General features: G+C 62.5%; 13 protein-coding genes. 6 read left to right on the forward strand and 7 right to left on the reverse strand.

Annotated features, from left to right (window positions below; translation table 11 throughout):
• The first annotated feature begins 8 nt into the window (after nucleotides 1-8).
• From pgi to ACZ1JW_RS14835, 3 genes are all read left to right on the forward strand, one after another.
• The gene (pgi, locus tag ACZ1JW_RS14825) at nucleotides 9-1532 is read left to right on the forward strand and encodes a glucose-6-phosphate isomerase (RefSeq protein ID WP_465126030.1); all 1524 of its coding nucleotides are present in this window, start codon (nucleotides 9-11) and stop codon (nucleotides 1530-1532) included.
• Between the two features lie 88 nt (nucleotides 1533-1620).
• Nucleotides 1621-3003 carry a glutathione-disulfide reductase gene (gene gorA / locus ACZ1JW_RS14830; RefSeq protein WP_465141135.1) on the forward strand — a complete coding sequence of 461 codons (1383 nt, stop codon included), beginning with the start codon at nucleotides 1621-1623 and terminating at the stop codon, nucleotides 3001-3003.
• 174 nt (nucleotides 3004-3177) lie between these two features.
• Complete coding sequence (locus ACZ1JW_RS14835; RefSeq protein ID WP_465141136.1) at nucleotides 3178-4194, forward strand: NAD-dependent epimerase/dehydratase family protein; 1017 nt, start codon at nucleotides 3178-3180, stop codon at nucleotides 4192-4194.
• On the opposite strand, the gene ACZ1JW_RS14840 is transcribed toward ACZ1JW_RS14835, so the two are convergent.
• From ACZ1JW_RS14840 to crtY, 6 genes are all read right to left on the reverse strand, one after another.
• On the reverse strand, nucleotides 4191-4940 hold the full coding sequence (locus ACZ1JW_RS14840) for a molybdopterin-binding protein (RefSeq protein ID WP_465141137.1): 750 nt from the start codon (nucleotides 4938-4940) through the stop codon (nucleotides 4191-4193). The two genes, ACZ1JW_RS14835 and ACZ1JW_RS14840, sit on opposite strands and share 4 nt — an antisense overlap.
• Nucleotides 4937-5782, reverse strand: a complete 846-nt coding sequence (locus ACZ1JW_RS14845) for a cytochrome b/b6 domain-containing protein (RefSeq protein ID WP_465141138.1) — start codon at nucleotides 5780-5782, stop codon at nucleotides 4937-4939. The genes ACZ1JW_RS14840 and ACZ1JW_RS14845 overlap by 4 nt, the downstream gene beginning before the upstream one ends.
• Before the next feature lie 77 nt (nucleotides 5783-5859).
• The gene (locus ACZ1JW_RS14850) at nucleotides 5860-6843 is read right to left on the reverse strand and encodes a phytoene/squalene synthase family protein (RefSeq protein ID WP_465141139.1); all 984 of its coding nucleotides are present in this window, start codon (nucleotides 6841-6843) and stop codon (nucleotides 5860-5862) included.
• A gap of 4 nt (nucleotides 6844-6847) precedes the next feature.
• The gene (locus tag ACZ1JW_RS14855; RefSeq protein ID WP_465142786.1) at nucleotides 6848-7429 is read right to left on the reverse strand and encodes an LOG family protein; all 582 of its coding nucleotides are present in this window, start codon (nucleotides 7427-7429) and stop codon (nucleotides 6848-6850) included.
• A 14-nt stretch (nucleotides 7430-7443) separates the two neighbouring features.
• On the reverse strand, nucleotides 7444-8922 hold the full coding sequence (locus tag ACZ1JW_RS14860; RefSeq protein WP_465141140.1) for a phytoene desaturase: 1479 nt from the start codon (nucleotides 8920-8922) through the stop codon (nucleotides 7444-7446).
• On the reverse strand, nucleotides 8919-10115 hold the full coding sequence (gene crtY / locus ACZ1JW_RS14865) for a lycopene beta-cyclase CrtY (protein WP_465141141.1): 1197 nt from the start codon (nucleotides 10113-10115) through the stop codon (nucleotides 8919-8921). Before crtY ends, ACZ1JW_RS14860 begins: the two co-directional genes overlap by 4 nt.
• A 102-nt stretch (nucleotides 10116-10217) precedes the next feature.
• Between crtY and ACZ1JW_RS14870 the strand changes: the two genes are divergently transcribed.
• The 3 genes from ACZ1JW_RS14870 to ACZ1JW_RS14880 all read left to right on the forward strand — a co-directional run bounded on the left by ACZ1JW_RS14870 (nucleotide 10218) and on the right by ACZ1JW_RS14880 (nucleotide 15151).
• On the forward strand, nucleotides 10218-10811 hold the full coding sequence (locus tag ACZ1JW_RS14870) for a DUF2585 domain-containing protein (protein ID WP_465141142.1): 594 nt from the start codon (nucleotides 10218-10220) through the stop codon (nucleotides 10809-10811).
• A 140-nt stretch (nucleotides 10812-10951) separates the two neighbouring features.
• Nucleotides 10952-12475, forward strand: a complete 1524-nt coding sequence (locus ACZ1JW_RS14875; RefSeq protein WP_465141143.1) for a flavin-containing monooxygenase — start codon at nucleotides 10952-10954, stop codon at nucleotides 12473-12475.
• 588 nt (nucleotides 12476-13063) lie between these two features.
• Entirely contained in the window at nucleotides 13064-15151 is a 2088-nt protein-coding gene (locus ACZ1JW_RS14880) for a hypothetical protein (RefSeq protein WP_465141144.1), read from the forward strand.
• On the opposite strand, the gene ACZ1JW_RS14885 is transcribed toward ACZ1JW_RS14880, so the two are convergent.
• Nucleotides 15152-15571 carry a hypothetical protein gene (locus ACZ1JW_RS14885; RefSeq protein ID WP_465126374.1) on the reverse strand — a complete coding sequence of 140 codons (420 nt, stop codon included), beginning with the start codon at nucleotides 15569-15571 and terminating at the stop codon, nucleotides 15152-15154.
• Between the last annotated feature and the right edge of the window lie 14 nt (nucleotides 15572-15585).

A 15585-nucleotide genomic window follows, 5' to 3' on the forward strand; every position in this document is an offset into this window, starting at 1 on the left:
GGTTGGACATGTCCGCAAGCGAGGCAAAGCAGTATTGGACCGCACTCGAAGGCCTGCCCAAGCCGACCCTGAAAGAGCTGTTCGCCGACAGTTCGCGTCTTTCGCGCTATTCCACCACGCTAGAGTTGCCCGGCGGCCCGGTGATCTTCGACTGGTCCAAGACGCACCTTTCACCTGAAGTCGACGCCTTGCTGGGCGCTGTGGCGGCAGCGATGGACTTGGAAGGGCGCCGTGATGCGCTGATCTCGGGCGAAAAGATCAACAACACCGAAGGCCGCGCGGCCGAGCACACCGCCGAGCGAGGCATTGGCAAGGACACCAGCGTTGAGGAAGCCGAAGCGCTCCACGCCCGCATGCAGATGCTGGTCGAGGCAATCCACGAAGGCGCGCTGGGTGAGGTGAAGAGCCTGATCCACATCGGCATCGGCGGCTCGGCGCTCGGCCCCGCGCTCGCCATCGACGCACTGACCCGCGACGGAGCGAAAGTCGCCGTCCATGTCGTCTCGAACATCGACGGCTGCGCGCTTGAAGCGGCGATGAAAGCCTGCGATCCGAAGACCACGCTGATCGCGCTCGCCTCCAAGACTTTCACTACGACTGAAACCCTGACCAACGCCCATTCCGCACTCGAATGGCTGCGTGAAGGCGGGGTGACCGATCCCTACGGCCAGGTCATCGCGCTCACTGCCGCGCCAGACAAGGCGGTGGAATGGGGCGTCGATGAAACCCGCATTCTGCCGTTTTCGGAAACCGTTGGCGGGCGCTATTCGCTGTGGTCGTCGATCGGCTTTCCCGTCGCCATGGCGCTGGGCTGGCAGGGCTTTGCCGAGTTTCTCGATGGTGCCGCCGCGATCGACCGTCACTTCATCGACGTGGACTTTGCCGAGAACGTCATCGTCCGCGCCGCCTTTGCCGATCTCTATTACACACAAGTGCGCGGTTGCCAGTCGCGCGCGGTCTTCGCCTATGACGAGCGTTTGAAGCTGCTGCCCGACTATCTCCAGCAGCTCGAGATGGAATCCAACGGCAAGCGCGTGCTGGCCGATGGCTCGCCGCTGACCCGTGCCAGCGCTCCGGTGACCTGGGGCGGGGTCGGCACCGATGCCCAGCACGCGGTATTCCAGCTGTTGCACCAGGGCACGCACCTGATCCCGGTCGATTTCCTTGCGGTGAAGACGCAGGGGCACGATCTTGACCCGGCTCATCACGAAATCCTGTTGTCGAACTGCTTTGCGCAAGGGGCAGCGCTGATGGCGGGCAAGGCGTCCGACGATGGCGCGCGGGCCTATCCGGGCGACCGTCCATCGGCGACGATCCTGTGCGAGGATCTGAATCCCGCCACGCTCGGCGCTTTGATCGCCTTTCACGAACACCGCACGTTCGTCTCGGCGGCGATGCTCGGTATCAACCCGTTCGACCAGTTCGGCGTGGAACTCGGCAAGGCCATCGCCAAGCAGATCGAGGCTGGCGGCGGCGAGGGCTTCGACCCTTCGACCGAGGCACTGCTCGCGGCGGCGGGCATCGGTGGCTGAACCTTTCGCGTAACGGACTATTGCAGGGAATGCCTCTGGTCTTGGCGCGGACCAGAGGCCATATGCTCGCCTGAGACAAGGAGCGCATATGGCTGAGCAGGTATCTGGGCAGGTTTCCGGGCAGGACTTCGACTACGATCTCTTCGTGATTGGCGCAGGGTCAGGCGGCGTGCGGGCCAGCCGCATTGCGGCGAGCCATGGGGCGCGGGTAGCCGTGGCCGAGGAGTACCGGGTCGGCGGGACCTGCGTGATCCGGGGCTGCGTTCCCAAGAAGCTGCTGGTCTATGGTTCGCACTTTGCCGAAGAACTGCAGGACGCGGCCAACTATGGCTGGACGGTCGAGAAGATGACCTTCGACTGGCCGACGTTACGTGACGCGGTCCTCAAGGATGTCGACAGGCTCAATAGCGCCTACACGAACACGTTGGAAAACAACAAGGTAGAGCGCTTCCTCGAGCGCGCCACCGTTGCCGGGCCGAACCTTGTACGCCTTGCCTCGGGGCGTGAGATCAGCGCGAAGTATATCCTCATCGCCACTGGCGCCTGGCCGGTCATGCCCGAATTTCCGGGCAGCGAGCATTGCATCACGTCGAACGAGGTGTTCCATCTCGAAAGCCTGCCCAAGCGCGTGGTCATCTCCGGTGCGGGCTATATCGCGATGGAATTTGCAGGGATTTTCAACGCGCTGGGCTGTCACGTAACGGTGGTCAACCGCAGCGAGACGATCCTGCGGGGCTACGATGAATCCCTGCGCGATCGCCTGCTGCAAATCACGATGGCGCGCGGGATCGAATACAAGTTCAACTGCCCGTTCGACCGCGTCGAGAAGCGGGACGATGGTTCGTTGGACGTCTTCCTTGGCAAGCAGCCGGATCCGCTCCATGCCGATGTGGTGCTGGTGGCGACGGGGCGGCGGCCCAAGACGGAAGGCCTGGGGCTTGAAAATGCAGGGATTTCATTAGGTTCTGCGGGCGAGATCCCGGTCGACGATCACGGCAAGACCGCGTGCGACAGCATCTACGCCGTCGGTGACGTAACGAACCGCGTACAACTTACGCCCATCGCCATCCGCGAGGGACAGGCTTTTGCCGACCGCGTTTTCGGCGGCAAGGACACCTCGGTCAGCTACGATTGCATCCCGAGCGCGGTGTTCTCGCAGCCGCCTCTCGCGGGCGTTGGCCTGACGGAAAGCCAAGCGCGTCAGGCATTTGGCAGCAACATCAAGGTCTACTCGTCCGACTTCCGCCCGATGAAGAACATCTTCGGCCACCGGCCCGAGCGCGGGCTTTACAAGATGATCGTCGATGCTTCGACCGAGAAGGTGTTGGGCATCCATATGATCGGCCCTGACAGCCCTGAGATCCTGCAGGCGGCGGCGATTGCGGTGAAGGCGGGGCTGACCAAGGCAGACTTCGATGCGACGGTCGCATTGCACCCGTCGATGGCCGAAGAGCTTGTTCTGATGCGATAATCGGGAAAAATTGCCGGTTTCCAACTCTCCGAGGCAAACCGGCAACTTCCCCCTGACTCCCCCCCAACTCCCGCAGGCAAACGCCCTGCCGGAGCCATACTGACGAAGGCGTTTGGTGCCGCTCGTTACTCACGCTATCCTTCTCCGATAATGAACGGGTGGGAGGCGTGAATAATGGCAGGCAAGGTCCTCGTTACTGGTGGCAGCGGTTACATCGCCGGGTACCTGATCCGGCAGCTTCTGGCTGAGGGCTGGACCGTCCACGCCACCGTCCGCTCGGCTAAGCGCGAAGCCGAACTGCGGCCTCTGCTCGGTGGAACCGCTGAAACCCTGCGCTTTTTCGCCGCCGACCTGACCACCGATGCCGGGTGGGCCGAGGCGATGGCAGGGTGCAGCCATGTCGCTCACGTGGCCTCGCCTTTCACCACGACTGCACCCAAGCATGAGGACGAACTCATTGTTCCGGCACGAGAAGGTGTGCTGCGCGCGTTACGTTACGCTCGCGACGCCGGGGTGACGCGCTTCGTCCAGACTTCCTCGGTCGCCGCGATTGCCTATGGCCATGGTAAGGGGACGTTCGAGTTCACCGAGAAGGACTGGACAAATCTAAACGGATCAGACGTTTACGCTTACGTGAAGTCCAAGACCATTGCCGAACGCGCAGCGCGGGAGTGGGTGGCGGCTGAGGGCGGGGCGATGGAATTCGTCTCGGTCAATCCGGCGGCGGTGCTAGGGCCGGTCTGGTCGAGCGATTTTTCGCCGTCGATTGAAGTGGTTAACCAGCTTCTGTCGGGTGCGTTGCCGGGGTGTCCGGACATTGGCTTTGGGCTGGTTGACGTGCGTGACGTTGCGGACCTTCATTTCCGTGCGCTGACGACACCGGGCCTGGCGGGCGAACGCTTCATTGCGTCGGGGCCGTTCCTCAAGATTATCGATGTGGCGCAAGTGCTTAAGGCAAACATGGGGCTACAGGCTCGCAAGGTGCCGACACGGCGGTTGCCCGACTGGCTGGTCAGAACTGTGGCGCTGTTCAATCCTGTGATCCGGCAGGTGACCGGAGAACTCGGGAATGTGCGCGGGGCCAGTTCCGCCCATGCGCAGGCGCGGCTTGGGTGGACGATGCGTCCGGTGGAGGATTCGATCCTCGATTGCGCGCGGAGCCTGATCGAGCGGGGCGTGGTGAAGGTCTAGATGCCGGCGAACCACTGGTAGCCGGAGTGGTCCTCCCAGTAACCGCCACCGCCGCCGTAGATGCCGGCCAAAGTTTCGACCGCCTCAATCTTCATCACGTACTTGGCCTGCTTGTAGCCGAGTGCGCGTTCGACTCGCAGGCGGATCGGGGCGCCGTGGCCTACGGGCAGGGGCTGGCCATTCATGGTGTGGGCGAGGATCGTTTGCGGGTGGAGAGCATCGATCAGGTCGATGCTTTCGTAATAGGGATTACCTGAGAAGTCGTCTGCACAATGGAAGACAATGTATTGAGCTGATGAGGAAACCTGTGCCTGCCGCAGGAGCAGGGCGAGGGGGACGCCGGTCCATTCACCGATGGCGCTCCACCCTTCGACGCAATCGTGGCGCGTGATCTGCGTGCGCAGCGGGGCAGCCTTGAGTTGCGCGAGGGTGAGGCTGAACGGGCGGGCAACCTTGCCCCCGATCTCGAGCTTCCAGTCGGCGAAGCCATTGGCCATGAGCGCCTGATATTCCGCCGAGGCAGGCATGCGGTTGCCGTTCATGCGGAACTTTGGCGAGATATCTGAGCGGGTGAACTCAGGCGCGAGGGCGTTGCGGTCTGTCACCAGGCGTTGCCCTGAAAGGGTGGCCTTTTCGCCCAGTGTCAGCACCTTGCGTACGGTGGGCGAAGTCGTGATCTTCTCGCAACCGGCCAGCAGCAGGCCGCTTGCCCCGACAAGCGCGGTGCGGCGGGTGATGATGGTCATGCCTGGTCCTTTCGGGCTGCGGGCAGGCGATACCAGCCGGTGATGATCGAGCGTAGTTCGTTGAACGGGCCTGCCAGCAATACCATCAGAAGATGGATGAAGATGAAGGCCAAAAAGCCTGATGCACATAGATAATGTATCGAACGCGCCGATTGCCTGCCGCCGAAAATGTCGAGCAACCACGGGAACGCCGCGTTGAGCGTGGGCGACATCGTCATGCCCGTGAGCACGACCAGCGGGATCAGCAAGAAGATTACGCCGATGTAGGCGATCTTCTGCAAGGGGTTGTAGGCCTTTGCCGCTTCGCCGGTCGGAAAACGCAGGCGGGCGTGCTCCTTGATGTCATGCCACAGATGCGACAGCTGGCGTTCTTCACGTGAAAGCGCAAGATCACGTGTCAAATGTTTGGAAATAATTCCATAAATGACAAAAGCGATGATTGAGAGAACGAGCACCCACGCGAAGAAGAAGTGCCATTGGCGACCTTCGGCCAAGCTGTAATAATTGGGAATCGTGACCAGCGGAGGAAACGCCTTTGTCGAATGCTCGGTCAGGCCGAGGAAGCCGGTGGTGTCGATCTGCAAGCTCCCGAGGCGAAGGAAACCCTGCTGGCCTTGGCGCCCGATTTCGAACCATGGGGTTTCGAAGGTGGCACCGTACTTGCCCCAATAGAGCCGCGGATGGGCGTTGAAGATCGTCGCCCCGCTCATCAGCATGACGAAGATCGTGATGGCGTTGACCCAATGCCAGATGCGCACCGGCAGGCGGGTTCGGTAGACGAGCGGGCTGGTTTCCGGGGGGGCGTCATCCTGTGACGTAACGATAGAGCTTGCAGCTTCCACGGCGGGTTTTGCTCCTGTCCTGGCGCGAGAGTGCCACAGTCAGCGCGGGAAGCAAGGGACCTGCAGAGCGATATGACTTATGCGTTGGAGGGATGACCCGCAGGCTGGCGCGCGGCGAGCGCGATCAGGTCTGCGCGGTTGAAGCGGCGCATGCTCGCCTTGGCTATGCAGGAACGCGGGACCGGGCGCATCGCGGCCCATGCGGCCTTGCTGACGAAGCCGAGTTTGCGGGCGTTACTAACGACGGTGCGGTGGTCCCAGGCGTGCTCGCCAAGGCGGGCGACTTCGCGGGCGATTTCGCCGTAGATGCCAGCGGCAGCGAGGATGGCCCAGCGCTGGCGGCCCTTGAGCCGGGACGCGCCGATGCGGGCGGAGCACTCATGGATCTCGGCGGTTTCGCACATGCGTGCGATCAGGCGAGTGAGCGCGGGGCGGTAGTGCGGTTTCATTTGCTCGCCGGGCGGGATGTCTTCCTCGGAGAGCCAGTCAAGCGGGATGTAGCAACGGTCGGCGGCGTCATCCTCCTCGATATCGCGGGCGATGTTGGCGAGCTGGAAGGCGAGGCCGAGGTCGCAGGCGCGGTCGAGCGTGTCCTCGTCATCGGGCGAGACGCCCATGACCACGGCCATCATCACGCCGACGGCCCCTGCGACGTGCCAGCAGTAGCGCATCAGATCGGCTTCGCTGTGCGGCTGCCATTCGGCGGCGTCGAGGGCGAAGCCGTCAATCACGGCGCGGGCCATGTCGAGCGTAAGGCCGGTTTCGCGGGCGACGAGGCCCAAGGCGTCGAATGCCGGGTCTCCGCTGGCTTTGCCTGCGAAGGCGAGTGCGGTCTTCTCGCGCACCAGAGCAAGCCGTTCGTGTGCTCCAGCCTGATCGCCGAGCGCGCCGCCGTGGTCTTGCGCGTCGACGATGTCGTCACAGCGGCGGCACCAGGCGTAGAGCAGCCAGACGCGTTCGCGCGTTTTGCGGTCGAACAGGTGGCTGGCGAGGGCGAAGCTCTTCGAGCCCTTCAGGATCGATGTGCGGGCGTTACTAACGAGAGCCTTGCGATCGAGCATGCCGTTACAGATCGTCCGCCTTCATCGCGAAGATCGGCTTGTGCGGGACGTGGGCTTCCATCCGGGCCAGCAGCAGATCGAGGTCGGGCTCGGCAATGATGATCCCGGCATGGGCCTCACGGATGAAGCCGACGTCGATCATGTGGCGGTTGAAGGCCAGCAGGTGATCGTAGAAGCCGAAGGCGTTGAGCAGGCCCACCGGCTTGGCGTGATAGCCCAGCTGTGCCCAGCTGACCGCTTCCCACAGCTCGTCCATCGTGCCGACGCCGCCGGGGATGGTGAGGAAGCCGTCGGAGAGGTCGGTGAAGGCCTTCTTGCGTTCGTGCATGCCGGGGACGACGTGGAGTTCGGTGCAGTCCGGGTTGGCGACTTCGCTGTTGACCAGCGCCTCGGGGATTACCCCGATGACTTCGCCACCGGCATCGAGCGCACCATAGGCGACCGCGCCCATGAGGCCGAGCTTGCCGCCGCCATAGACGACGCCGATGCCGCGCCGGGCGAGTTCGGCGCCGATCTCACGGGCGAGGGTTACGTAACGGGTATCGGCAGGCGAGGCGGAGCCGCAATAGACGGCGAGGCGCTTCAACGGGGAGCGGCCGGTCAAGCAAGATCCTCCAGCATCAGCTTCGCGGTGGCCTTGGCCGAACCGACCACGCCGGGCAGGCCAGCGCCGGGATGGGTGCCGGCGCCGACCAGATACATGTTCGAAATCGTATCGTCACGGTTGTGTGCGCGGAACCAAGCGCTCTGCGTGAGCAGCGGTTCGAGGCTGAAGGCGCTGCCGAGGTGGGCCGAGAGATCGGCCTTGAAGTCATCCGGGGCGTAGTGGAACTTCGTTACGATACGCGAATGGATGTCCGGGATCAGGCGACGGCCGACTTCGTCCAGCACCCGCTTTTCGAGGATCGGGCCGATCTCGTCCCAATCGACCGGGAGCTTGCCCATGTTGGCGACGGGGACGAGCGCGTAGAACGTGCTCATGCCTTCAGGCGCCACGGACGGGTCGGTCACGGTCGGGTGGTGGAGATAGATCGAGAAGTCTTCCGGCAGGACGCCGTGCTTGTAGATGTCATCCAGCAGGCCCTTGTAGCGCGGGCCGAACAGGATCATGTGGTGCGGGATGCCGGGCCAGGTGCCCTCCACGCCGAAATGCACGACGAACAGGCCGGGCGAAAATTTCTTTTTAGCAAGAGACTTTGCACGGCGTTGTGCATGTGGATTGTCAGGCATCAGATCGCGGTAGGAATGGATGATGTCACCGTTCGAGGCGACCGCATCGAACTTGGCCGACCAGCCGCTTTTGGTGGTGACGCCGGTTACCCGCGTGCCGAGCGTTTCGATGTGGGTGACCGGATCGCCGATCCGCACTTCACCGCCGAGGCGCTGGAAGTGGGTCAGCATGCCTTCGATCAGCTTGTTGGTGCCGCCCTTGGTCCACCAGACGCCGCCGTCCTTTTCCAGCTTGTGGATCAGGGCGTAGATCGCGCTGGTGTTCATCGGATTGCCGCCGACGAGCAGGGTATGGAAGCTGAACGCCTGGCGCAGGCGCTCGTCCTTCACGTAGCTTGAGACCATCGAATAGACCGAGCGCCATGCCTGATAGCGGGCAAGGGCTGGGGCGGCCTTGATCATGCTGGCGAAATCGAGGAACGGCACCGAGCCGAGCTTGACGTAGCCTTCCTCATAGACGCCGGCGGAATATCGCAGAAACTCGTCATACCCGGCGACGTCGGCCGGATTGAGCTTGGCGATCTCGGCGCGGAGCTGGGCTTCGTCGTTCGAATAGTCGAAGTTGGTGCCGTCGGGCCAGTTGAGGCGGTAGAACGGCGTTACCGGCATGAGTTCGACGTCTTCGGCCATGTGGTGGCCTGAGAGCGCCCAGAGTTCTTCGAAGCAGGCGGGATCGGTGACAACGGTGGGGCCCGCGTCGAAGGTGAAGCCGTCCTTGACCCAGTGATACGCGCGGCCGCCGGGCTTGTCGCGCGCTTCGATCACGGTGGTTTGGATGCCGCCCGATTGGAGGCGGATGGCGAGGGCAAGACCGCCGAAGCCGGAGCCGATTACGCAAGCGCGCTTCATCGTGAGTTTCCTGAATGCGAGAGGGGTTGGGGGCGGGCGCCCAGCCCGGTCAATACGCCCAGCGCGCGGGTAATTGGCAGCGGTGGCTTGCCAGCAAGGATGCGGGCCTTGTCGAAAACAGTGCTCTTGCCGGCGTAGAACCGCTCGATCAGCCCGTGACTGAGGCTGTAGAAGCGTTCGAGCACGCGGTAGCGCTTGTCCGGCTCAGCGCCTGCAAACAGCAGGGCGGAAAGCTGGCGAAGGTAGGCAGAGTGGGCCCAGTGCTTGCGCGACCAGTCTTCGCTGAACCGGGCGAGGGCTTCGCCGGAAAGATCCTGCTGGCGGGCGAGGGCGAGCGCGTACTTCACGGCCTCGGGCAGCGAATAGCTGGTGACGGCCTGGAACAGCCCGGCGCGCACGCCTGCGCGGGCGACAGGGCCGCCGCTGGCGCGCCAGAACGCGGCAAAATCGCCGCCCGCGACGACCGGAAGGACGCCTTGTTCTTCCTCGAGCACTTCGGCGACCAGCCAGCCCTTGGCGGCGACATAGGCATCGATGCGGGCGCGGATAGCGTCGGCATCAAGGGCGGGGCCATCGGAATAGTAGGTGTCCTCGACGAAGATCTCGTCGGCTGCGAAGGGGAGCGAATAGACGAAGCGATAGCCGTCGATCTGCTCGACCGTGGCGTCCTTGACGATGGGGGCGTCGAGACCGTGCGGGGCGGAGAGGCGGAAGCGGCGGCCGACGAACTTCTGCCAGCCGCCGGTGAGGTCCGAGACGCTGCGCAAGCCGCGCGCGTCGATCACCGCGCCAGCCTCGATCCGGGTGCCGTTGGAAAGGGTAACGTTGGTGGAACTGCAGGCGAGCGCGCGTACGCCCGTGAGAATCGCATCATCGCCGAGGCGTTCGCGCACGATCCTGTCGAACCGGGCGGAATTGATCGAGTAGTAGCTGGTCTTCAGCCGACGTTCGAAGCGGGGGAAGTGGACGGTGTATTCCGGCCAGGCGGCGATGACCATGCCGTCGAGCAATTCGCGCCCGGCCTTGCCGACATCGGTGCCGAAGAACGACCAGACATGGTTGCCGCCGATCTCCTCGCCCTGTTCGACCAGCAGCAGCGAGAGTTCGGGATGAGCGCGGCGCAGCGCCAGTGCGACGAGGCCGCCTGCAAGGCCGCCACCAAGGATCGCGATGTCACAGTGCCGCACTTTCATGGGACAAGCGCTTAGGGCCATGCAGTTGCCGGTGCAACCATGGGCTTGTGACTGTCAGGTTCACCCGTCAGAAAGGGCATGGACTTGAGGGGGAGTTTCAGGATGGCGGCTGGGGTCTCACTACGACCGGGCAGGGCAGGCGCGATTGCGGCGCTGGGCGTGGCGCTGGGGATCGTGGTGATCCTGCTGGGGATGCACCGTCCGCCGATCTGCCCGTGCGGGACGATCCGGCTGTGGCAGGGCGTGGTCGAATCGGCCGAGAACAGCCAGCAGATCTCCGACTGGTACAGCTTCAGCCACGTGATCCACGGCTTCCTGTTCTATGGCGCGGCGCATCTGTTGTGGCAGCGGGCGGGGTTCAAGGCGATCTCGCCGACATGGGCGCTGGCGCTGGCGGTGCTGGTCGAAGGATCGTGGGAGATTCTCGAGAACTCGCCAATCATCATCGACCGCTACCGCGCGGTGACGATCTCGTGGGGCTATTCGGGCGACAGCGTGCTGAACTCGTTCTGCGACATGGCCTTCATGGCGCTGGGCTTCGTATTTGCGAGCAGGGCGCCGGCGATGGTGACGGTGGCAGTGGCGATTGCCTTTGAGTTGTTCACGCTGGCGATGATCCGCGACAATCTGGCGCTCAACGTGCTGATGCTGGCATGGCCGCTGGATGCGGTGCGGGAGTGGCAGGCTGGCAGTTGAGCACGCATGCCCCAAGCGTTTCATTTTCTTGACCGAACGCCTCATGAAAGGGCGCACCCGGTTGCAAGTTGATACCGATCAATGTCACTTTCCAGGACGAGCCGAAAACGGCCGCATATGGCGTCAGACCATGGAGAGGCATGATGAGCGAACAGGCAGCATCGGGCGGCGACTTTGACGTTTTGATCGTCGGCGCAGGCATATCCGGGATAGGCTCGGCATGGCACCTGCAGGAGCAGTGTCCGGGCAAGACTTATGCGATCATCGAGGCCAAGGACACCTTTGGCGGCACGTGGGAAACGCACAAGTATCCCGGCGTGCGTTCGGACTCCGACCTCTATACCTTTGGCTATCGCTTCAAGCCCTGGGTCGGCACGCCGATCGCCAGCGGGCAGGCGATCCTCGACTACATGGGCGAGGTGATCGAGGAAGGCGGGATCGACCGGCACATCCGCTATGGCCACACGATCACGAGCGCAAAGTTTGACAGCAGGACGAAACGCTGGACGCTCGAGGCGCGGACGAAGGACGGCGCGACAGTCACCTTCACCGCCGGGTTCCTGTGGATGTGCCAGGGCTACTACGACCATCAGGTGCCCTACATTCCCAAGGAGTGGCAGGGTACGCAGGACTTCAAGGGCCTGTTCGTCCACGCCCAGCTATGGGACCCGGCGACCGACGTTGCGGGCAAGCGCGTTCTGGTGATCGGATCGGGGGCGACGGCGGCGACGGTGGTCCCGGCGCTGTGCGATCAGGGCGCCAAGGTGACGATGCTGCAACGCTCGCCCACATGGTTCTACTGCGCACCCAACGTCAGCGAACTGGCCGAGCGGCTGCGCACGATCGGGATCGACGAGCCCACCATCCACCGGGTGGTTCGGCAGGACTACATCCACAACTTCTACGAAATGGACCGCCGCAGCCGGGAAGAGCCCGAGGCCATGGCCGAGGACCTGCGCGCGCTGATCCGCGGCTATGTTGGCGAGGATTTCCAGTTCGAACCGCACTTCACCCCGCGCTATCGCGTGTGGCAGCAGCGGCTTGCGCAACTGCCGGACGGCGATTTGTTCAAGCATGTCGTGGCGGGGAACGCCTCGGTGGTGACCGACACGATCGACCGGTTCACCGACAAGGGCGTGCTGACGAGTTCGGGCGAACTGATCGAGGCGGACATCATCATGGCCTGCACCGGATTCCGGCTGAAGGTTCTGGGCGACATTCCGTTCGAAGTGGACGGCCAGGCGGTCAACTGGGGCGAGACGGTGACCTATCGCGGCATGATGTTCACCGGCGTTCCCAACATGGCCTGGGTCTTCGGCTACTTCCGGGCAAGCTGGACCCTGCGCGTGGACATGATGGCCGATTTCGTCTGTCACCTGCTCAACCACATGGATGCGCGCGGTGCGAAGAAGGTGGAAGTGGCTTTCCGCGACGAGGACGCCGGCATGGAGGTGCTGCCGTGGATCGAGGAGGACAACTTCAATCCCGGCTACTTGATGCGCGACATGGACAAGCTGCCACGGCGCGGGTCCAACGACGTCTGGCGGCACAACCAGAACTACTGGCTGGAGCGCGAGGCGTTTCCGGCGATCGATCTGGACGGGCAGGAGTTCGTCTATGATGGGGTACGGCGGGATGCGCCGCTGGCGGAGGCGGCGGAGTAGGAGCAACGTACCGCTCTGGCAAAGGCGGCGTTATCGGGGGTAATGTTGGTGAGCCTTTGGTTCATCGGATGTCTCTTGCGCGAGACGGCGTCGTGGCTCCTGACCCTGGACGCGTTTCAGTGCGGCGGCATTGGGGCTGCAGGCGTTTCCTAGAGGATTCCGTGGTCGCGGCAGCGAATGATTCGCTTCGTACCGATGCGGCGGCGTGGGGGATTTCTACTGCCTGTCATTTTTATGACGGAAGCGCTGCGGTGAGCACAAGGGGCGTTCAGGCGCGGGTCACTGCAGAAATCTCCGTATGCTTACGGCACTGAAACTTTCCTTGTAAAAATAACTGCGAACGTCTCGCGGTATTAAGCGATCTGAAAGAAATTTCTCCGCATCCCGCTGTGATCCCAAATATTACTTTATAAGACATATACTTAGAGCAAAAACGATCTATCAAACCGTCAGCAAATCACTGCATTCGCCTTGTGTTTTCAGGGTGTTGCGGGATTGCAATTTGTGTTTGATCGCCTTGTTCATAGTCGTTCACTTCCCACGGTTGACAAGAATTTCAGTCGGAGGTCGTTTCTGACCGGGGTTTCGATGACCGTGATGCTGTCCGCATGTGGCGGCGGCGGTACGAGCGGCAACACTCCGGTCCTGCTGCCTACTCCGACACCGACGCAGCAACCGCAGGCGATTGCAACGCAGTCTGCAGCGAGCATCGACGGGCTCTGGCCTGCACAGGGCTGGACCGGCACTGCCGGATCGGGTTTTGCGTCCGCGCCGACAGATCCGGTACGGCTGACTGCCAAGCCAGCCATGCGCCTGATTGTTCCGCCGAACCAGGCTTATACGGACAGCGTGCTGGTCGGCGTATCCGCATTTGCCAATGATGGCGGCTCGATGCTGGAGAATCTCGGAATCCGGTCGGTCATCGTTCATTATGAAGGCAACAAGGTCGAGATCGGTCAGCCTTCGTACCAAACGTTCGACGATGCGAATGGCCGACCGGTCAAGTATCTGGGGTGGTGGGTACGGTTGAAGCACGATGGCAGGCATGGTGATGCCAATCTGTTCTTCGAGGCCATTCCACGCGACGCGACAATGCAGAACCGGGTCATGGGCCCCTACCTGTTCATGCCATCGCAGAATTTGCATGATCTTGAGGTGACGATTGCTCCGTCGCAACCGGAGATCGCGGGATCGCGGTACAGTTCCATCCGGAACGCGCTTGCTTACGCCGCCAGCAAGGGGGCTCACCGGCCACGCATCCTGCTGGTAGAACAGCGTGACGATTACACGCTGGAGGCCATAGGAACACGCTACACCAGCGCCAGGGGCTATGCGACGATCGAGGCGAGCGTTCCTGTCACGATCAAGGCTACATCGTACGTTCCCGGCGCGCCGCGAACGGGTTACGACGGATTGCACTTCCGCGGACGCAACATCACCATCGACCATCGCGATATGGAGATCATCCACCAGGAGGGCCGGGGTAACCAGCACTGGTTCGATGGCATGACGATCATGGTGAGCGGCGGGTCGGCATACTGCAATCCGGAAACGCTTGGACCCAAGCCTTATGGCGTCGCCCGCAACAATCCCTGGTTTACCGAGTGTGACATCAGCAGTCTGCCGAACATGGCAGTTGGCGCGAGCCTGGCGCGTGGGTGTAGGCTATCCGACGGACTTGGCGATGCCTTCACCGATGCGCGGTGTGTGATCGGCAATCTGGTCGAGAATTTCGATCAATGCGCGGTTTGGGCAAAGGACGTACCTGCTTTCACCGTTTCCTACAGCGGCGAAGCGGCATCCGCGACGATCGAACTTTCCGATTACTCGGATGCGGCCACGCGGACTTTTACGGCCCGCGTCAACGATGCGGTGGTGAGCACGTTTGAGGTCACCAAGGCTGCTGGTCGCATCACACCTTGTTCGGCGGTGGTGGACTGGCTCAACGGGATTCCCGGCTTTGCCGCCTCGCTTCAGAACAACACCCGCAGGGCGACGATGTGTTCGTTGAACGGTATGAAAGGGACCGCATTCGGGCCGACGAACGTGAAAGGCGTCACTCTGCAAGTTGTTACCATGCTCGATCTGCATGCGGACTTCTGGCAGCATCTCTTCGAGGGCATCGAGGAAAATGTCATCGTCACCGACAACGTCGTGCGTGAGTTTGTGGGGCAATGCTTCTTTGTTTCATCACCCGCACAGGCCCGGGATTTCGTGTTCGTCAACAACAGCTTCGCAGCCAAGAAGGTCTTCGGTCAGTATAGTCGCAAGGACTACATCGCGAGCCAGATCGCGCGATCCGGGCGGAAGTCCCATCTCGTATTCGCCCACAACTCGATGACGCAGGCCTGGGCCTTCAGGACAGAAGACGGGATGGAGATCGACGATTACTGCCTGTTTGCCAATAACGTCGCACCAAGTGTGACCTGGAGAGGGGCGCCGAATGAGCACATCAGAATTGCGAACAATCATCTCTTTGCGATGACTTCACCGCCAGCGGGTGCAAGCGGAACCACGATGGGTGGGACGGAAGATGAGATCTGGCCGAGGGAAGCGGCTGGAGACTTCACACCAGCTGGCGCTCTGCTGTCGTCGCTTAGCCGACCTTGCCTCGCGTGGGATGCAAAGGGGCGCAGAAGAGCGGACCTCGATGTGCCAGGTGCGGTTGCGAGGTGATCAGCGTGGCTGGGACCGGGCAGCGCCTGCCTTTGCCCTGGCGCGCTTGGCTCCCTTGGCGAGTTCCTTTGCCAGAGCACGCTTGTAGTGATCGAAATCGAGCTGGATCGTGTGGCTGCGGGCGGCGTAGTATTGGCCGGTATAGTAGGCTTCCTCCTTTGCGATCACGCGGTGCATTTCGGTGGACGGCGATGGAGCATATGTCCCTGCGAGGTAGGCGGCGACGAGCTTGGACTGTTGTTCGGCGAAGTTGACCAACGTCGGCAGCGGTTGGGCGAGGCCGACGTAGAAGAGGTCGGGCACTTCAGGCTTCATGATGCGCTTGAACAGCGGCGGAGGGCGGTTGTCGGCATCAGCGGTGAGCGCGGGATTGTCGAAGAACGGGAAGCGGATGTCGTAGCCGGTTGCCCATTGCCGAATACCGCTCTAAAAGA

Source organism: Novosphingobium sp. BL-A-28-Hi1-0D, from assembly GCF_055521755.1.